Origin of the sequence: Planomicrobium sp. YIM 101495 (assembly GCF_009707665.1) — a bacterium.
Taxonomy (GTDB): Bacteria; Bacillota; Bacilli; order Bacillales_A; family Planococcaceae; genus Planococcus.
The window spans coordinates 1016714-1035782 of sequence record NZ_WLZW01000001.1; the positions used below are offsets into that span (position 1 = coordinate 1016714).

Consider the following 19069-nt stretch of genomic DNA (forward strand, 5'->3'; position numbering starts at 1 on the left):
GAAATCGAGAAGGAGGACAAGCCTATGAAATACGGTATTGCAGTGTTTCCGTCTAAAAAGTTGCAAGACTTAGCAAATTCCTACAGAATGCGTTTCGATCCACATTATGAACTGATCACGCCTCACATGACTCTGAAAGATTCATTCGAAGCCGACGATGCCACAATCAAGGAACTGGCGGATGAACTGGCGAAAGTAGCAAAGCAGCACAAGCCATTCACACTTCACGCATCACGTGTGAGTTCATTCGCACCTGTAACGAATACACTTTATTTCAAGATCGAGCAGACACCCGAAATTTCCGCATTGCACGGGGCATTGCACACGGAAACTTTCGGAGGCCAGCCCCAATTCACATTCGTTCCACACATCACGATCGCCCAGAAATTATCCGATTCGGAATTCTCGGATCTGCTCGGACAATTGCAGCTGGCTGGCATTGATCACTCTGAGACGATCGACCGCTTCCACCTGCTCTACCAACTGGAGGATGGATCATGGACCGTTTATGATACATTCCGATTAACAGGAGATGAGTAAGAATTGCAGAAAGTCATCACAGCTGAGACAGCAATGGAAAGAGAACAAGCTTTTGAAATCCGCAAGAACGTTTTCGTAAAAGAACAAGGCGTCCCGATCCACCTCGAAATGGACGAATACGATGATAGCTCTGTCCATTTCGTTGGCTATCACCTCGAGCAGCCAATCGCTGCCGGGCGCATCCGCGAAATCGAACAAGGCATCGGCAAAGTCGAGCGCGTCTGCGTACTCGATGAATTCCGCGGCCAGCATGTTGGCATCCTGATCATGGACGAGATGGAAGCTCATGCCAAGAAGCTTGGAATTTTCACATTGAAACTCCATGCGCAAGTCCACGCCATCCCTTTTTACGAAAAACTCGGGTATAAAGTCACTTCTCCTGAATTTTTGGATGCGGACATCCCCCACCGTGCAATGGAAAAGAATTTAATCTGAAACAAGAAAAAGGACCGGCGATCTCAATTTGAGATTACTGATCCTTTTTTTTGTGATGTATTTGTTGTTTTGGTTTACATAAGCTGGAATCCCCGGTTAATTTCTTCGGATTCCCGATTAAACGCCGTGGATTCCCGGTTATTCTCCTCGGTTCCCCGATTAAATTAGCACATCCACTTACAGAACGTGATACCCGCTGTCGACGTGGATTGTTTCACCCGTGATACCACGTGACATTTCACTGAACAAGAAGACTGCTGTGTCGCCGACTTCTTCAGGTGTAGTGTTGCGGTGCAGTGGTGCTTTTTCCTCGATTTCGTGAAGGATCGAGTTGAAATCGCTGACACCTTTTGAAGACAATGTACGGATCGGGCCAGACGAGATCGCATTGACGCGGATGTTGTTGCGTCCAAGGTCCGCTGCTAAGTAACGCACAGACATTTCAAGAGATGCTTTCGCTACGCCCATGACATTGTAGTTCGGCAATACGCGCTCACCACCGATGTAAGTTAGTGCGACAATACTTCCACCGTCTGCCATCAACTGCTTCGCGAATTTCGAAACGATCGTCAGTGAGTACGAGCTGATGTTTTGTGCCAGGAGGAATCCTTCGCGTGACGTGTCCGAGAAGTTCCCTGCCAATTCTTCCGTTTTCGCAAAAGCGATACAGTGTGCAAGACCATGAATAGTGCCAGCCTTCTCACCGATTTCTGCGAAGCAAGATGAGACGGACTCGTCGCTTGTCACGTCACAAGGTAGTATCATTTCGTGGTTCCCGTCAAGTGTCGCCACTAGATCACGGACTGATTTCTCGAACCGCTCCCCAGCATATGTAAAGACGATGTTCGCGCCTGCTGAATCCAGTGCACGTGCAATTCCCCATGCGATGCTCCGTTTGTTTGCGACACCCATGACGACATATGTTTTTCCTGCTAATGAAATTGACATTCCGCTTCCCCCAATACCTGTTTATATTACCTGGTACCAATCATAACCGATAAAAAAAGAAAGTGCAATTCGCACTTTCCTAAAGTGATGATAAGAACATCGATGCCAATCCCAAATAGATTAGGATGGAAATGATGTCATTCAAGGTCGTAATGAACGGTCCTGACGCAACGGCCGGGTCGATTTTCATCCGGTGGATAAGGAGCGGGATGAATGAGCCTCCAAGTGTCGCGACGAAAATTGAACTGAACACCGCTGCTCCGACAAGCATGCCGATGAGCAATTCCCCTTTCCAGAAATAAACGAGACCGATGACCACAAGGCCACAGACGATGCCGGTGATCAAGCCCGTCCCCGCTTCCCGGAACAGAAGTTTCACTTTGCTTTCCTCTTCGATGTCACCTGTCGCGATTCCGCGGACGGCAACGGCAAGTGCCTGCGTTCCACTGTTCCCTGCCATGCCGGCAATGAGTGGGATAAAGACGGCAAGCAGCGCTACTTGATCTAGTATGTCTTCGAACAGCCCCATCAAATTAGCGGTCATCATCCCGAGGAACGTCAGTAAAATCAGCCATGGTAAGCGTTTTTTCGCAGCCGAGAACGGATTCCGGTCAAACGTATCCATGTCCGTCACCCCGGCAAGTTTGGAGTAGTCATCCGATGCTTCTTCGTCGAGCACGTCGATGATGTCATCGACCGTGATGATACCGAGCAGGTGGTCTTGGTGATCGACAACCGGCATCGCCAGGAAGTCATAATCCTTGATGATCCTAGCGACTTCTTCCTGATCGGTGCCGACGGATACACTGACGACCCGGTTGTTCATGATCGAGCTGATCAATGCATCTTCTTCCGACAAGATCAGATCACGCAGTGTGACGATGCCTGACAGTTTCTTCTGTTCATCGACGACGAAAACGTAATAGATCGTTTCTGCATTCGTCGCCGCATTGCGCAAGATATTCATCGCCGAACGTACCGTAGAGTTTTTTGGGATCGCAACGAATTCGGTCGTCATGATCGAACCGGCTGTGTATTCTTCGTAGTGCAGCAAGTTCTTGATTTGCTGCGCTGAATCCTCTTCCATGATGCTCAGGAATCCCGCAACTTGATCTTTCGATAGTTCGTTCAGGATATCGACGGCATCATCCGTATACATCTGAGCCAGGAGATCCGTCGCATACGCGGGATCCATCTCTTCGAACAACTTTTCATAGTCGTCATCATCGACTTCGATCGCTTCGAACAGCTCCGCCATTTCTTGCGGTGATAGAAATTGGTAAAGCAATTGTCTCGTATCGTAATCGGCTTTCTCGTAGAAAGTTGCTTGATCGTATGGATGATGGGAGAGAAACTCTGTTCGGAAATCCTCTAATTTCCCATTTTCGATCAGTTGCTGGAAATGCGCCAAATCGATTTCCCCATCACGCGTCTTTGTTTCTTCCGCCATCTTTTTCCCTCCCATTCTTGCAATTTTATCGTTAGCCTCATTCGCAGCCTGCCTGTTATGATAGATCCTAAAGAGGTGAAAATCATGGCATATGATATTATCGGAGACATTCATGGCTGTTACGATGAACTCATTCAGCTCATCGAAAAACTTGGTTACAGGGCGGACGGAACCGTCTACCGCCACCCAGAAGGCCGCCAGCTCGCATTCGTCGGAGATGCGACAGACCGCGGACCGGCTTCACTCGCTGTGCTGCGTTTGTTATTCAACCTGCAAGATGCAGGCTCCCTCTTCTATTCCCCTGGGAACCATTGCAGCAAACTTTACCGCTATTTGCGCGGAAATGGTGTGCAGCTGACCCATGGCCTGGAAACGACGGTCAATGAATTCCACCAGCTCTCAACGGAAGAGCAGATCGCATTCCGCAAACGCTATAAGCAGTTCTACGAATCATTGCCGCCATATCTCGAGCTGGAACCTAACTTGATCGTCGCCCACGCCGGGATCAAAGAGAACATGATCGGCATGCCATTGTCCGGCAAGATCTGGGCATTCGTCCTATACGGTGACACGACAGGCACATTCCTCCCAGACGGTCGCCCGGTCAGACGTGATTGGGCTGCTTCATACAGCGGTTCATCTTTCATCGTCTACGGCCATACGCCGACCGCAGAGCCTTATATCAAGAATAATACGGTCAATATCGATACCGGCTGTGTGTTCGGCGGTAAATTGAGCGCCTTCCGTTATCCTGAAAAGACGGTTGTCTCGGTGCCGTCACAGCAGTCTTATCAGCCGGACCGGTTTCATTCCTTTGTCTGAAGAAGCTGTTGCATGTCGTTCCTTAAAGGCGACGTCAACTGGATTTCCTCGAACGTCACTGGATGGATGAACCGAAGCTCCGTGCAATGAAGTGCTTGGCGTGCAATCGTCGTCCGTTTGCCGCCGTACAAGTCATCGCCGACAAGCGGATGGCCGATATGCGCCAAATGGACGCGGATCTGATGGGTCCTTCCCGTCTTCAATTCCAATTGCAGATGGGAAAAGTCCTTATTCCCGCCGAGACGCTTCACGCGTGTCTCGGCATATTGACCGCCATCACGCACTTCCCGCTCGATGATGCTCGTGTCCTTTCGGCCGATCGGTGCAATGATTGTCAATTGCTCGTCGATCAGTCGTCCGTGAGCGACCGCTTCATACCGCCGCTCCATTACTTTCGCTTTTTGCTGTTCGGAAAGCATGTGGTGGATGTGGCGGTTTTTTGCAATGCAGACAAGCCCTGACGTATCGCGGTCGAGCCGTGTGACCACATGGATTGTGCCTGGAATGCTTTTTTCTATGAAGTGATGCGCTGCTTCATTCGCGAGACTGCCAACCGGATGCTCTCTCGAAGGAATCGTATTTTGGCCGGCTCGTTTGTCCACGACTAATAGTGCCGCATCTTCATAAATGATCCGGAGGTCACCTTCCTCGGCAATCAGTCCCGCACTCCGTTCTTCATTCGGGAACTCCACAGAGACCGAATCTCCGACCTCAAGTACGTGTCTCACTGTCTGTTCTTGGCCATTGACGCAAATGCGCCCGCCTCCGTATTTCACGGCAGCGAGCGTCCTTTTGGAAATCCCCCAGGAGCGGAGCGCTTCCCGCAGCAATTCTTCCCGTTTTACTGTGTAGGTAAGCGTGAATGGTGTCAGCTGCTCCTCATTCTTCATTTCTCGTTATCGATGAATGAATCATGCACACGACGCCAAAACGGGAATGGGCGGAATCGTGCAAAGCGCACTTTTTCTTTCGCTACGCGGTATTCAATCGATTTTACATCTTTATGCAGCAAATGCAAGTGGTCGATGGTCACCATGAAGTCCGGCGCTTTGACGGGCTTCAGCACACAGCGGTGGTGACTCGGCAGAACAAGTGACGAACCGACTGTCCGGAATACGCGGTTGTTGATCGATGCCATCTCGGTTAACTGCATCGCTTGCAGTGACGGGTGGATGATCGCTCCTCCAAGTGCTTTGTTATATGCAGTCGAGCCACTCGGTGTCGACATGCATAGTCCGTCCCCGCGGAACCGCTCAAAGTGGCTGTCGTTCAAGAACACGTCCATGACGAGCGTGACATCCGGCGACTTGACTGTTGATTCGTTCAGCGCCAAATAAACGGCTGGCTCATCCGAATGCATGTAATGAATCGTCGACTCAAGCAATGGATATTCGATCACTTCGTATTCTTTCTTCGCGATCGATAAGACGAGCTTCTCCATCTCGATCGGCTTCCAGTCCGCGTAGAAACCAAGGTGTCCTGTATGTATCCCGACGAAGGCGACACGGTCGAGCTGTCCACGGTATTTATGGAACGCATGAAGCAACGTTCCGTCCCCTCCGATGGATAGGACGACATCAGGCTCTTCTTCGCTCCATTCCATGCCGAAATCCTCTAAATAATTTTTGGCGGTCTCCATTAATTGATTCGATAATTCATCTGTTCTCGATTGCACATAAAATTTCATCGTTTGTTTCTCCCTTCTTGACCGCCTGTTTTAAAATGCGAAGACGGGGTATCTTTGAACTCCGTGAAGTATTGCTGAGCTTCCTGGATCTCGTCCCTGATCTGGGACATTTCCTCATCCAGCTGGAACGCGGCTTCCGCTGCACGTTGCAGCCGCTCCTTGATCTCTGTCGGGAAGTCCCCTTTGTATTTGTAGTTCAACGAATGCTCGATCGACGCCCAGAAGTTCATCGCCAATGTCCGGATCTGGATTTCGGCGAGGATCCACTGCTGCCCACCGATCGTCTGGACCGGGTATTCCACGATGACGTGATACGACCGGTACCCGCTTTGTTTCTCGTGTGAAATATAATCCTTCTCTTCTACGATTCGTAAGTCTTTGCGTTTCCGGAGCAAGCCGACTACCGTCTCGATGTCCCCGACGAACTGGCACATCATGCGGATGCCTGCGATATCCTGCAGTTCGTGCGCCAATTCCTCAGACGGCTCGAAGACGATTCCTTTTTCCAATGTCTTATCGTAAATACTTGCTAGCGGCTTGACGCGCCCTGTGACGAATTCAATCGGGGAATTCGTGTTGACGGTTTCGAATTCCCTCCGCATCCCCTTGAATTTTATTTTCATTTCATCCACTGCTTGTTTATATGGCGCTAAGAACCGGTCCCATTGACCCATCGCTCCATCCTCCTCCACATATCGTGCCGCTTATAGAGCGCATCTTTTTCTAATTACTGATACAGTTATTTTACCACAGCGGAACGGTTCGTTGCAGTGTGCCCCGCAACCTCCGCAAAAACTAACCGAAAAAGGATGAATCCTATTGGGAAAAGAACTCGAAATCGAATTCAAGAATATGCTGACACGTGTAGAATATGATGCACTGCTCGAAGCATTTCGCGTAACGCCGGAACAGATCGCTACGCAAACAAATCACTATTTCGACACGGCTGAGCACCGATTGAAAAGGCAGCAATGTGCACTGCGCATCCGCGTCCTGCCAGACCGTTTGGAATGCACGCTGAAAACACCCGCCCCGGACGGCAATTACGAATGGACGGATCACGTGACCGAAGATGACCTCGAAGCATTGACGAACGGCCGATCGATCCAAGCACCGACTGTTGCAACCGTACTGGATGAACTTGGCGTCGCTTGGCATGAGCTTCAATCGATCGGCTCGCTGACGACGCACCGCGCAGAAATTCCCTATGAAGATGGACTTCTTGCGATCGACCACTCCGAATATGCGGGGACGGAAGATTTTGAAGTCGAGTACGAAGTGACTGATGCGAAAAGCGGCCAGCAACTTTTTAACAAGCTGCTCGAAAAACACGGCATTCCCGCACGCCATGCCAAGAAGAAAATTGCACGGTTTGCGAAGTACGCAGCTGAAAAAGCGCAGGGCCGTTGATGCAGCGATCTTTTTCCGCATTCATTTCTTTCATCACTGCACGGAATGCGTCCATAGACAAATTCGATTTGTTTGAGATTCTTCAAAAGCATTGATAAGATGAAAGAACAGCTAAGCAAAGGAGACACAATCTATGACTGGAAAACCGATCATTCCGTACGAACAATTAGGTGCGGAGCGTTTGTCACAATTGATCGATGCATTTTATGCACGTGTGGCAAGACATCCAAAGCTGAAGCCGATATTCCCAGATGATCTAAGCGAAACCGCCCGCAAGCAGAAGCAATTCATGACGCAATACTTGGGCGGGCCGAATCTATACAGCAATGAACACGGCCACCCGATGATGAAAGCACGTCATTCACCTTTCCCGATTACACCGACCCGGGCACAAGCCTGGCTGGAATGTATGAGCGAAGCGATGGATGAAGTCGAACTGACGGGTAAATTCCGTGAAACCTTCTACCAGCGTCTCGTACTGACTGCACATCACATGGTCAACCAACCGGATGAGGAGGAGGATTTCAGTTGAACAATTCACACATGGCAGAAGAAATCCGTGAAGACCCGATCACATTGAAGCCAGTGGAATTATATGTTTTTCTTGATCCGATCCATGAAAAATCCTGGGAACTGCAAGCCATCATCCGTAAGATGCAAATCGAATACGGTCATTATTTCTCGATCCGTATGATCTTGAGCGCGCAATTGATGGACTTGAACCGGGCATGCAAAGACCCGAATGTACAAGCGGAAGAATTCTCGCACCCTGCCCTCCCGTCCGTCGCGGTCAAAGCGGCGGAACTGCAAGGCAAACGTGCAGGCAATCGCTATCTTTATAAATTGCAGGAATACCAAATGCTCTTGAACGAAGACGTCTCTTCTTATCCGACATTGATGGACATTGCCCGCAGTGCCAGGCTGGACGAGCAGGAATTCGCACAGGACTTTTATTCCGTCCATACCGCAAGAGCCTTTCAATGTGATCTGAACATTACACGCGAGATGGAAATCGAGGAAATGCCGAGCATCGTCTTCTTCAACGAATGCATCGAAGACGAAGGCGTGAAGCTGTCCGGCCTGTTCCCTTACGAAATCTACCGCACCGTGCTCGAAGAAATGCTCGGTGGCAAAGAAATGGAACGCCAAGAGCCGCCAGCACTCGATGAACTGTTGAAAACGTACACGAGCTTGACGACACGGGAAATTGCCGAAATTTACCATGTGACAGAAAAAGCTGCGGAGTACGAGTTGAAGAAGCAAGTACTTCAGCAACGAGTTGAACGGATTTTTACTCCGAACGAAACACTTTGGAGTTTGAAGTGAACTTTTAATGTCATTCATCCATACAGAAAAGCCAGCGGGAATCGATCGATTCCCGCTGGCTTTTCTTTGTTGTTCTTGGAATTTATAAATGGTGGGACGAAAAAAGCCCCCCATATTTGGGAGGCCTTTTTTCTATTACACAAAGGGGATGGGAGAAATGTTCACGCTCAAACAAAGGGGTGTATGTTTGTATGTGATTTATTTCACACTCTTAATTTATCATGAAATAAATGCGGATGCAATGATTTCAATGTTATTTCACAAAAATGACACAGAAGAAGTGATAGAGAGAAACTCGTTTGGAAACCGGCTGACCTGCATTCCAGAGTTTTACGTGCTGGAGGAGCACCGCCGAGCCTCCCCTCGGTCGCTTACGCAACCTGCGGGGTCTCATCGGCACTCTTATACTCCGGCACGTTCACTCCTCCATTCCGGATCAGCTCGTTCGATAACTGGAGTTACATAGAATTTTAGGGATTGGGAATATCTCTGCATAAGTTGCCTTCGTCGCGTTCTCTTAGAAGGTGTCAGGGAGTAGTCGGTGATTTCAGTTTTCATGTTGATTCTGGATTTAGTCGCGACTCACAGAATTTAATCGCGACTCAGGCACTTGCAGTCGCGACTCAGATTTTTCCCTCTTGAAAATGAGCGAGTCGATGATGCATATCGTATCTCAAGCCGAAAAAGTCGTAACACGACAAAAATTGGTCTCTCCCACTCACTTTTCCTCCTTCAAAATCAGAACCCAAGCGGCCTACGCAGCCAGCCTCCCAGACATTTAACTCGACACCAACAATAGAACGAAATGAAAATTCCATCTCATCAACACTTCTCCCACTCCCTCAGCGGAGGAGATGATTTGGACTGGACGGAGGGATAAGATGAGCGTTCGCCAGCTCGGCTTATCCCGGGAGCCCTGTCCGAAGCGACGGAGCGAATACCATCACAACACCCCCCTCTCCCCAAAAAAACACCACAAAAAAGAGGCCCACCATGTGAGCCTCCTCATTACAATCTCGTAGTACAACCCTTACTTCTTAAGAAGCAGTGACTCCAACTCGTTCAGTTTTTCTTCGAACACTTTACACGCCGCTTCGACTGGTCCAGCTTCGTTCATGTCGACGCCCGCTTTTTTCAACACTTCGATCGGATAGTCGGAGCTGCCCGCTTTCAGGAATTGGTTGATGTAACGGTCGACAGCCGGCTGGCCTTCTTCAAGGATGCCTTTAGAGAGCGCTGTTGCCGCACTGAATCCTGTCGCGTATTGGAAAACGTAGTAGTTGTAGTAGAAGTGCGGAATGCGCGCCCACTCGATACCGATTTCCTCATCGACAGCCATTTCGTCGCCGAAGTATTTTTTGTTCAAGTCGTAATACACTTCTGTCAAACGATCAGCCGTCAATGCTTCGCCTTCATCGTCCATCTTGTGGATTAAGTGCTCGAACTCAGCGAACATCGTCTGGCGGAATACTGTGCCGCGGAAGCCGTCTAGCCAGTGGTTAAGCAAGTAGATACGCTCCTGGTCGTCTTTCGCCTCTTTGATCATGTATTCGTTCAGCAATGCCTCGTTCGTCGTAGAAGCCACTTCAGCGACGAAAATCGAGTAGTCTCCGTAAACGTATGGTTGCTCTTGTCGTGTATAGTAACTGTGGATACTGTGGCCGAATTCATGCGTCAATGTAAACAAGTTGTCAACGTTGTCCTGCCAGTTCATCAAGATGTACGGGTTTGTTCCGTAAGCGCCTGAAGAATAAGCACCACTGCGTTTCCCTTTGTTCTCTTTGACGTCCACCCAGCGGCTCTCAAGCCCTTTTTTCGCGATGGATGTGTATTCCTCGCCTAGTGCTTCCATTCCGTTCAGCATCAATTCTTTTGCCTGTTCGTAAGGGATTTCCATTTTTGCTTCTTGGACAAGTGGTGTGTACATGTCATACATGTGCACTTGATCCACGCCAAGTACTTCTTTCCGAAGTGCTACGTAACGGTGCAACAAGTGCAGGTTCGCGTTGATTGTGTCGACAAGGTTGTCGTATACACTTTCCGGGATATGATCGTCGGACAGCGCTGATTCACGTGCTGAGCTGTAGTTACGGATGCGTGCGTTGACGTTGTCGCGCTTGACGTTGCCGGACAGTGTCGATGCGAATGTGTTGCGGAATTTTGTGTACGTCGCATAGACTGCTTCGAATGCGTCTTTACGGACGCGGCGATCGGCACTTTCCATGAAGTGGATGTAGTTGCCGTGTGTGATTTGGACACGTTCGCCGTCTTCGTTCTCGATCTCCGGGAATTCCAGATCCGCGTTGTTCAAGTTGCCGAATGTCTCAGAAGACGCTCCTGCCACTTCTGAAAGCTGTGCAAGAAGCGCTTCCTGCTCCGCTGGCAAAACGTGCGGACGCATTTTATTAAGCTCTTCCATCGCTTGCTTGTAGATCGACAAACCTTCGTGCTCTTCGATGAAGCTGTTCACTTTGTCTTCGTCCATCGCTAAGATCTCAGGCGTTAGGAAAGAAAGTTCCGCTCCGATTTTTGCAGATACCGATTTGATCCGGCTGTCCATTGCCTGGTACTTCGAGTTTGTCGTGTCCTGGTCATAGCGCATGTGGGAATATGTATACAACTTCTGCAGGCGCTGGACCAATTCATCACGGTACACGAGAACAGCGTGGAATTGCTCTGCTCCTTCGCTCAATGTTCCTTTGTAGGAAGATGCTTGTTCAGCCAGCTTGTTCACTTCTTTGAATTCAGTTTCCCACGCCTCGTCTGTTTCAAATATATCTTCGAGTTTCCATGTTAGTTCTTCAGCGACTTCATCGCGTGTCAATAATTTCTCTGCCATTCCTATTCCTCCTTCAGTCTCCCATTTCGGGAGACGAACTATCTTCTATTTTCCCAATCTTCATAAGCTTTTGCAAGCAATTTCTCCGATCAGTCGATCAAGTTCGCCTGCCGTCATTTTTTCTTCGTGCCACCGCTTGTAAACGGCCAGATAGCGCCTGGCTAATGTGTCGGCTGCCTCGGCTTTCCCCCGAGATATTTTAGAAAAGTCCTGCCCTTTCAGGAATACTTCGACGCTTTTGCCTTTTTGAAGAGCTGCCAAAAGCTGCAGCTGCCAGATGACGGCGTGCTTGCGGAACAAGTAGCTGTCGGGAAGAGGAATGCCGATAATTGGCGGCAAGTTATCCCGGTCAAGCTGCAGCTCATACGTGCATAGCCAGAACGGATCTTGGTACTTGCGCCTGACGTGTACTTGCGAACGGATGAAGCGGTGGCGTTCCTCCTTGTACAACCGCAGTAGTTTTTGGAATTCGTGTAATGAAAGCTTGGACGGGACGAGAAAAGGAAAATGCTGACGGTCGAGTGGCAGCGATGTGACGTTCGCGATCCACTTTGTACCGCTGACATGTATGAGGTGGGAAAAATAATAGAAACGGCGAGCGGTCGGGGAAAATACACGGAAGTAGAGAAGATTGTCCACTCGTTCGAAAAAGCCGGTTTCATAATGTTTGATTTTGACGACTTGGATACCATCGTTCAGGACTGCTGTCGTTCCGCTGATCCAATGCACAGCCAGATCGAGGGAATCGTAGCCTGCTGAACGTCTGAGAACTTCTGAGAATGGGATGGGGCTGAACTGGAATTCAATTGCCGTCTTTTGTTGGAGCAGCAGATCGGCACGCTGCCGGATGGCCGGGAAGTATGTTTCCAGTCTGGAGTCGAGTTGTTGCGTGTCGGCCCATTGCTTAAGCAGCAATTTGCCTTCTAGGTGCTGTTGGGATTCGGGCTCGCTGAAGCTTGCGCAAAGAGCCAAGGAAAGATGCGCAAAATGAGGGATTGTGATGTCTCCGATCCTTAACCGGACTTCTCCGCCGCAGCTCGGGCAGTAGAAGTTCATTTCGGTCCGGAGTTTCTTCAGTGTGTCTCGGCTCGCCTTGCCGGATAATGTGTACAGGCGGCCGTCCGCAAAACGGGCTACCAGCAAATGCATCACTCCTTTTTATTTGATTATAGGAAGCGGAATTCCGAAAAGCAAGAACAAAAAAAACAACCGCGCCAGTCGACTTGGACCGGGCGATTGCTGCGCTATTTTTATCCGAAATAATACAGGGCATTCGACAATGCATTGTCTGCAAAGATCGCCTTGCCGTATTCTTCGAGGCGGTGAATGGTCATCGGAGCTTTCTCCAAATACTCGCCGATGACACTCAATTGATCTTTCACGTCTTCTTCTCCGTGCAGAATATCATCGAATCGGACGGATAGGTAATATTCGTTCTCGAAGTGATAGACAGCTGTCTCGAGTGGGACATACATGAGACGGCGGGCAAGCGGAACAAGATCTTCCACCTGACGCAATTTGAACATGTAATCCAGACGGCGTACTTGTGGGTCTTCAAAGACTGAGTTGAAGTCTTCGAAGCCTGGTGCGTCCTCGTCTTCTTCCCCGAACATTTTACGGCGTTCTTCTATATCATCAGGCATATCGAATTTCTGCCCATCTTTCGTCATTTGTGCTTTTGATACAGTCACTTCAAGCCCTTTGTCGAGAGCCTGCACTTGGATCCATAATGGTCCTTCCATGACAATATCCGCTTCATCATTGACTTCCTCCATCATTTCCCAAAAAAGCTCTTCGCTTTTTTCACGGTTGAACCAGATTTCATCGCGGCTGAATCCACGCTCTTCTACATCCAGATAGGAAATGTAAAACTTAACTGTGTGTTCATTAATGCGCTCGATATCCATTTTACACCTCTCCTTTCAACGAGAACTGCCTTTCAGCACTTCGTAAGAGTTTGGAAGCTCTTTCTTCTTATTATACATTGGCTCATGCAGTAAAGAAAAAGTTCTGCTCGCTTGATCAATCTGCCAGCTTTCCATGTATTGTAGTGGATTGCCGGAACATTTGCAAATGAATTCGATAGGAAAAGCTGTCCCTATGCCTTATGACTTCTCATAAAGATCGGACAGCTCATTTTAATTCGTTCAATTGACCATGCGCTGTGCTTCGAGCAATTGGTAAGCTCTCACTTTGCGTGGTAGGAATCGGCGGATTTCGTCTTCGTTATAGCCGACTTGCAGACGTTTTTCATCGAGGATGATCGGACGGCGTAAAAGCCCCGGATGTTCCTGAATCAATTCGTATAGTCTCTGCAATGGCAGGTTCTCCACATCGACGTTCAATTTCTGGAAAATTTTCGAACGCGTCGAGATGATTTCATCCGTCCCGTCTTCAGTCATACGCAAAATTTCTTTGATTTCATTTAAAGTTAATGGTTCAGCGAAGATATTTCGTTCTGTATATGGAATCTCATGTTCTTCCAACCATGCTTTCGCTTTCCGGCATGATGTGCAGCTCGGTGAAGTAAATAAAGTGACCATCATAATTACAGCACTTCCTTTCGGATATGGGAATTCGTTTATAATCAGGAATCAGATTAGAATCTTTCTAATTTAGAACTTGTACTATTATTATACAGCATTCTATTTTGCTTGAATATACTTTCTAGTAAATAAATCTCGAAATGATAATAAGTTCACATTACCGAAACATTTAAGCTTTGTTATACGTGCCTTATACATCATATAATACCCGTATAAAAAATAGGATAAACATGAACCACCATTTTTATTATTCTCATTTAAAGCTTGTTTGTTGAAAATATTCCTTATACTATATAATACGTTTCTGCAGGGGGAAAGTTTCATTCTTCGGAAAAAAATGAAGAAAAGCCATCACTTTTTTTACAAAGTGATGGCTCATTTCAATCAAGGTGTATAATCCACGCCTTCCGAATACGTATTGCCCGCATTCCAGAGCAGATACTCATTGATGCCGTTGTCTTGCAGCGCCTTGATCTGCGCTTCTACTTCCGCTTTGCCGTATCGCTTATAGTTCCCTGCCCCGAGATAAGATGCAGTGAAATCTTGCAGCCATGGACGTGATACTGGCGGATCTTCCAATTTACCAAGGACTTCGTTCTCGACCTTCGCATATTCCGCGACGAGCTTGTAAGGCTCAAGGTCAGGTTTTGCGATGCCGAAATAAGATGTCCAGTGACTCGGATAGATCATCGAAGAAATGACATCTACATTATCGGAGATTTTCGAGAAGTTCTGACCGATGCCAGGAGCTTCTGCAAGTGTCGCTGCATAGCCGAAGATATCCACGGATACTTTTACGTCATACGGCTTCAACTGCTCACGTGCATATGCGACAAAGTCCGTCACAGCTTCGACACGGCGCTGGACGAGATCCAGCTCAGATTTTTCATATTCCCCCATTGAATAGCCGAGGGAGTCTTCGCGATTTTCAAAGCCTTCCGGGAAACGCACGTAGTCGAATTGCACTTCCTTAAAGCCTAGCTTTGCCGCTTCGATTGCGATCTGGACGTTGTAGTCCCATACTTCTTTCAAGAATGGATTGACGAAAGATTCGCCGCGTCCATTCTTCCACACTTGGCCGTTGTCCATGAATGATAAATCTGGACGTTTTTCTGCCAGAACAGAATCCTTGAATACGACAATTCGTGCGATCGGATAAATTTGTTCCTGCTCCATGCGTTCAAGCACAGCACGTGGATCTTTGATATACGGCTGTGCAATGCCCAGCTCTGCTAGTTCAGAATCTTCTTGCGGCATATACGTCATATAGCCGAAGTCTTCCTTGATATCGATGACCATCGCATTCAGATCCGTCGAACCCACCAAGTCCACAAGCGTGTCGAATCGTCCACCACCTGCGGAATGGGCCGTAACGAAGATTCCTCTCACCGCATCCGGGTACTCAAAATTAAGACCGGAGTCATACTTGAACAATTCAGAAGAAGCGACGACTTCTTCATTGTATGTAATCCCGGTATATGTACGTGGCGTGAATTCGATCGTTTCCCCTTCAGTTTCCGCAAATACCGGCTGTGCCGCAATTGCGCTGAGGAGCAATACACTTGCTGCTGTCTGTTTGAACCATTTCATCTGAGTGTCCACCCTCTCCTTCTAGTCTGTACTCATTTTAACATTTACACAATAAATGAAAAGGGAAACGTGGAGATATTGCATAGGTTTTCCTTTTTCGTATATAATGGAATCAATAAGCAAGCGACGACAAAGACAAGTAAATGCTTCCCTTTCTTTTCCAGAGAGGCTGTGGGTGGTGCAAACAGCCAGAAAGCGGCATTGAATGGACTTTAGAGCTGGATCGGGGAAACAAGAGTATCCGATTCCGTATTCCCTTCGTTACAGGGATGAGAGGCCGCTTGCGGCAACTAGGGTGGTACCGCGGAAAAACACATCATTCGTCCCTTCACCAAGGGATGTGTGCTGTGTTTTTTTATTTGAGTGGAGGAGGAATTACGAATGAAACGAATTTTTTCAGGAGTACAGCCGAGCGGCACTGTCACGCTCGGGAACTACATCGGGGCCTTTAAACAGTTTACAGAGCTTCAGGACGAATATGATTGCATTTTCTGTATCGTTGATCAGCACGCAATCACAATGCCGCAAGACCGCCTGGAACTACGGAAAAATATCAAATCGCTCGCTGCCCTTTATTTGGCGGTCGGCATCGATCCAAACAAAGCGACACTATTCATCCAATCCGAAGTGCCTGCACACGCTCAGGCCGGCTGGATGATGCAGTGTGTGGCTACGATCGGTGAACTTGAGCGCATGACGCAGTACAAAGACAAGTCGACGAAGAGCGTCACAGTCTCTGCTGGCCTCCTCACGTACCCGCCGCTGATGGCTGCGGACATCCTGCTTTACGGTACCGAAATCGTTCCTGTCGGCGACGACCAGAAACAGCACATCGAATTGACACGCGACCTCGCAGAGCGCTTCAATCGAAAATTCAACGATGTCTTGACGATCCCGGACATCCGCCTTCCTAAAAACGGCGCGCGGGTCATGTCACTGCAAGATCCGACGAAAAAAATGAGCAAGTCCGATCCGAATAAAAAAGCGATCATTACGCTACTCGATGATTTGAAAACGATCGAGAAGAAAATCAAGAGTGCTGTGACGGACTCGGACGGAGTTGTGGCATTCGACCCTGTCAACAAACCGGGCGTCTCGAACTTGCTGTCGATCGAAGCCGCTCTGACAGACGCAACAATCGATGAACTTGTCGCAAAATACGACGGCATCGGCTACGGTGATTTCAAAGCATCTGTTGCGAAAGCTGTCACGGAACACCTTGCACCGATCCAGAGCCGTTACGCTGAATTGATCGCGTCGGACGAACTGGACCGCATTCTCGATGAAGGTGCCGAAAAAGCGGATGCCATCGCTTCACGCACACTCAAGAAAATGGAAAACGCGATGGGTCTTGGCCGGAAACGGAAATAAGGAATCGATCACTAAAACCCATAAAGAAAAGCTGTCCTGAAGGTCTGGTTGACCTTTCAGGACAGCTTTTTCAATTAACGCAATGATTTCGGGTTTAGTGCATCTTTCAGCCCTTCACCGATGAAGTTTACGGACAGGATTGTCAATGTGAGAACAATCGCTGGTGGCATCCAGATCCAAGGTTTCCCTTGAAGGACATCAGGCTCATTCGCTGATGACAGCATGTTGCCCCATGATGGCGTCGCTTGCGGTACCCCGAAGCCGAGATAGCTCAGTGCCGATTCGACAACGATCATGCTTGCGAAGATCAACGTCGCTTGAACGATGATTGTAGATAGTACGTTCGGCAACAAGTGCTTTCTGATGACTTTTGCCGGTGAACATCCAATCGACAAAGCAGCGAGAATATACTCGTTCTCTTTCTCTGCCAAGACCTTGCTTCGTACAAGACGAGCAACGCCACCCCAGCTCAAGACACCGATAACGATGATCAAGACCCAAAGTCCATCGATGATTCCGTAAAGGATCGTGTTCAATACAATAACAAATACAAGGAATGGGAAGTTCAGAACAAGGTCTGTGAAACGCATCAGAATATTATCGACAAATCCGCCGAAGAATCCAGCAATGGAGCCGACAAGCGTGCCGAGCGTGATGACCATCAATGTTGCACTAAACCCGACAAGCAAGGAAATTCGACCACCGTAGAAAAGACGAGTTAATACGTCACGTCCGGCTTTATCCGTTCCAAGATAATGATCGGAATTCGGCGGTATATTCATCGAAGAAATATTGACTTTTGAAATATCCGGTATTGGCGATAAATATGGGGCCAGGAATGGCGCCAAAAGCGTCATAATCGTTACGAACACTAAAAACATCGTGCTGATCATCGCCAATTTGTTTTTCATATATTTTTTCCGTGCAATTTGCCAGGGAGACAAGCTTCTTTCCGGCTTCTTTTGCTGCTCAATAGTAGTAGATGGTGATGCCATAGATATGCTTCCTCCTTAATCCAGACGAATTCGTGGATCCACGATGCCGTATAAAATATCCGCTATCAAGTTACCGACCAATGTCAAGAACGACAAAAGTAATGTTAAAGCCATCAGCGTCGGATAATCGCGGTGTGTTACAGAATCCAAGAATAACTGTCCAATCCCTGGGTACGTAAAGATTGTCTCAGTAATGATCGCTCCGCCAATCAAAGCTGCAAAGTCGAAGCCAAGGAATGTAACCAATGGAATGATCGAGTTTCTCAAAATATGGACGTTATAAATCTTTCTTGCAGGTGTCCCTTTCGCACGGGCTGTCCGCACAAAATCTTTACGCGAGTTCTCGATGATGTCATTTCGTAAAAACTGTGTATACGATGCTGTACTCATGGCACCAAGTACAATCGCCGGCAGAATAACGTGATGGACACGGCTGATCCAATAATCCATCGTTCCTTCATCTGCCCGGATATCGACCGAACCACCGAATGGGAACCAGTTCAACTGGAACGCAAAGAAATAAATCGCGAATACAGCTGCAACAAACGAAGGAATCGCAAGCATGATATAGTTGAAGCCCGCAATCGCATTATCCCCTAATGTATATGGCCGCCTTCCGGAATACATCCCCATCATGAATGCCATAATATAAGTGATGACCAATGCAGAAATCCCTAAAAACAATGTGTTAGGAAGCTTTTCCATAATGATGTCATTGACCGGAACTTTAAAACGGGTCGATTTTCCCCAGTCTCCTTGTACAAAGCCAGTGATCCAATTGAAGTATTGCACTGGTAACGGATCGTTGTATCCGAGTTTGTCCCGCATTTCTGCGATATACTCAGGGCTTGTATTGTTTGGATCGATTTCTCCGCTCAGTGAATCCCCTGGCATCAATTTAGCCAATGTGAAAACGATAATGGATATAAGGATGAGCATAGGAATCATTCCAAGCAACCTTCTAAGTGTATATTTCAGCATGTATACTCTCCTTGTCTGTAAAAATTCTCAGCTGTAACTCCCGGGCACGGTAAGAGTTATTTGGCCTCAAATACTCCTTACCGTGCATAAGAGCCTAAATAACATTAACAATGTACAACGATGGGCTTC

General features: G+C 48.1%; 19 protein-coding genes and 1 other annotated feature. Of the genes, 7 read left to right on the top strand and 12 right to left on the bottom strand.

The genetic code is table 11. The features are described from left to right. Window positions 1–24: 24 nt before the first annotated feature. Both GIW82_RS05165 and GIW82_RS05170 read left to right on the top strand, forming a co-directional pair. Window positions 25–540, top strand: coding sequence for a YjcG family protein (locus GIW82_RS05165; protein WP_154748813.1), 516 nt, complete (start codon window positions 25–27; stop codon window positions 538–540). Window positions 541–543: 3 nt separating this feature from the next. Next, window positions 544–975: a GNAT family N-acetyltransferase gene (locus GIW82_RS05170; protein ID WP_154748814.1), complete on the top strand. Its 432-nt coding sequence runs from the start codon at window positions 544–546 to the stop codon at window positions 973–975. Window positions 976–1152: 177 nt separating this feature from the next. Here GIW82_RS05170 and fabI read toward each other — a convergent pair whose 3' ends face one another. Both fabI and mgtE read right to left on the bottom strand, forming a co-directional pair. After that, window positions 1153–1923 carry an enoyl-ACP reductase FabI gene (gene fabI / locus GIW82_RS05175; protein WP_154748815.1) on the bottom strand — a complete coding sequence of 257 codons (771 nt, stop codon included), beginning with the start codon at window positions 1921–1923 and terminating at the stop codon, window positions 1153–1155. 79 nt (window positions 1924–2002) lie between these two features. Further along, the gene (gene mgtE / locus GIW82_RS05180; protein ID WP_154748816.1) at window positions 2003–3373 is read right to left on the bottom strand and encodes a magnesium transporter; all 1371 of its coding nucleotides are present in this window, start codon (window positions 3371–3373) and stop codon (window positions 2003–2005) included. An 84-nt stretch (window positions 3374–3457) separates the two neighbouring features. Between mgtE and prpE the strand changes: the two genes are divergently transcribed. Then, the gene (gene prpE, locus GIW82_RS05185) at window positions 3458–4195 is read left to right on the top strand and encodes a bis(5'-nucleosyl)-tetraphosphatase PrpE (RefSeq protein WP_154748817.1); all 738 of its coding nucleotides are present in this window, start codon (window positions 3458–3460) and stop codon (window positions 4193–4195) included. On the opposite strand, the gene GIW82_RS05190 is transcribed toward prpE, so the two are convergent. Genes GIW82_RS05190 through yjbM form a run of 3 tightly spaced genes read right to left on the bottom strand, consistent with a single transcriptional unit; the run spans window position 4180 to window position 6556 of the window. Next, the gene (locus GIW82_RS05190) at window positions 4180–5067 is read right to left on the bottom strand and encodes an RluA family pseudouridine synthase (protein WP_370456167.1); all 888 of its coding nucleotides are present in this window, start codon (window positions 5065–5067) and stop codon (window positions 4180–4182) included. The two genes, prpE and GIW82_RS05190, sit on opposite strands and share 16 nt — an antisense overlap. A 14-nt stretch (window positions 5068–5081) precedes the next feature. Continuing rightward, window positions 5082–5882, bottom strand: a complete 801-nt coding sequence (locus tag GIW82_RS05195) for an NAD kinase (RefSeq protein WP_154748819.1) — start codon at window positions 5880–5882, stop codon at window positions 5082–5084. Beyond that, the gene (yjbM, locus tag GIW82_RS05200) at window positions 5879–6556 is read right to left on the bottom strand and encodes a GTP diphosphokinase (RefSeq protein WP_154748820.1); all 678 of its coding nucleotides are present in this window, start codon (window positions 6554–6556) and stop codon (window positions 5879–5881) included. The genes GIW82_RS05195 and yjbM overlap by 4 nt, the downstream gene beginning before the upstream one ends. A 145-nt stretch (window positions 6557–6701) precedes the next feature. Between yjbM and GIW82_RS05205 the strand changes: the two genes are divergently transcribed. From GIW82_RS05205 to GIW82_RS05215, 3 genes are all read left to right on the top strand, one after another. Then, entirely contained in the window at window positions 6702–7292 is a 591-nt protein-coding gene (locus tag GIW82_RS05205) for a CYTH domain-containing protein (protein ID WP_154748821.1), read from the top strand. 133 nt (window positions 7293–7425) lie between these two features. Continuing rightward, on the top strand, window positions 7426–7824 hold the full coding sequence (locus GIW82_RS05210) for a globin domain-containing protein (RefSeq protein WP_154748822.1): 399 nt from the start codon (window positions 7426–7428) through the stop codon (window positions 7822–7824). After that, the gene (locus tag GIW82_RS05215; RefSeq protein ID WP_154748823.1) at window positions 7821–8618 is read left to right on the top strand and encodes a DsbA family protein; all 798 of its coding nucleotides are present in this window, start codon (window positions 7821–7823) and stop codon (window positions 8616–8618) included. The genes GIW82_RS05210 and GIW82_RS05215 overlap by 4 nt, the downstream gene beginning before the upstream one ends. A 1030-nt stretch (window positions 8619–9648) precedes the next feature. Here GIW82_RS05215 and pepF read toward each other — a convergent pair. From pepF to GIW82_RS05240, 5 genes are all read right to left on the bottom strand, one after another. Further along, on the bottom strand, window positions 9649–11457 hold the full coding sequence (gene pepF, locus GIW82_RS05220; RefSeq protein ID WP_154748824.1) for an oligoendopeptidase F: 1809 nt from the start codon (window positions 11455–11457) through the stop codon (window positions 9649–9651). A 60-nt stretch (window positions 11458–11517) separates the two neighbouring features. Next, on the bottom strand, window positions 11518–12606 hold the full coding sequence (locus GIW82_RS05225) for a competence protein CoiA (protein ID WP_154748825.1): 1089 nt from the start codon (window positions 12604–12606) through the stop codon (window positions 11518–11520). Window positions 12607–12707: 101 nt separating this feature from the next. Continuing rightward, window positions 12708–13364 (bottom strand): adaptor protein MecA, encoded by a 657-nt coding sequence (gene mecA / locus GIW82_RS05230; RefSeq protein ID WP_154748826.1) that lies wholly within the window; start codon window positions 13362–13364, stop codon window positions 12708–12710. Window positions 13365–13604: 240 nt separating this feature from the next. Further along, complete coding sequence (spxA, locus tag GIW82_RS05235; protein ID WP_195914006.1) at window positions 13605–14000, bottom strand: transcriptional regulator SpxA; 396 nt, start codon at window positions 13998–14000, stop codon at window positions 13605–13607. A gap of 387 nt (window positions 14001–14387) precedes the next feature. Then, entirely contained in the window at window positions 14388–15593 is a 1206-nt protein-coding gene (locus GIW82_RS05240; protein WP_154748828.1) for a putative glycoside hydrolase, read from the bottom strand. A gap of 117 nt (window positions 15594–15710) precedes the next feature. Continuing rightward, window positions 15711–15924 (top strand) — a binding site (T-box leader). 50 nt (window positions 15925–15974) lie between these two features. Here GIW82_RS05240 and trpS point away from each other — a divergent pair. Further along, window positions 15975–16964: a tryptophan--tRNA ligase gene (gene trpS, locus GIW82_RS05245; RefSeq protein ID WP_154748829.1), complete on the top strand. Its 990-nt coding sequence runs from the start codon at window positions 15975–15977 to the stop codon at window positions 16962–16964. 74 nt (window positions 16965–17038) lie between these two features. Here trpS and opp4C read toward each other — a convergent pair whose 3' ends face one another. Then, a complete protein-coding gene (gene opp4C, locus GIW82_RS05250) occupies window positions 17039–17959 on the bottom strand; it encodes an oligopeptide ABC transporter permease (protein WP_154748830.1) in 921 nt (306 codons plus the stop codon). A 15-nt stretch (window positions 17960–17974) separates the two neighbouring features. After that, complete coding sequence (gene opp4B, locus GIW82_RS05255) at window positions 17975–18940, bottom strand: oligopeptide ABC transporter permease (protein WP_154748831.1); 966 nt, start codon at window positions 18938–18940, stop codon at window positions 17975–17977. Between the last annotated feature and the right edge of the window lie 129 nt (window positions 18941–19069).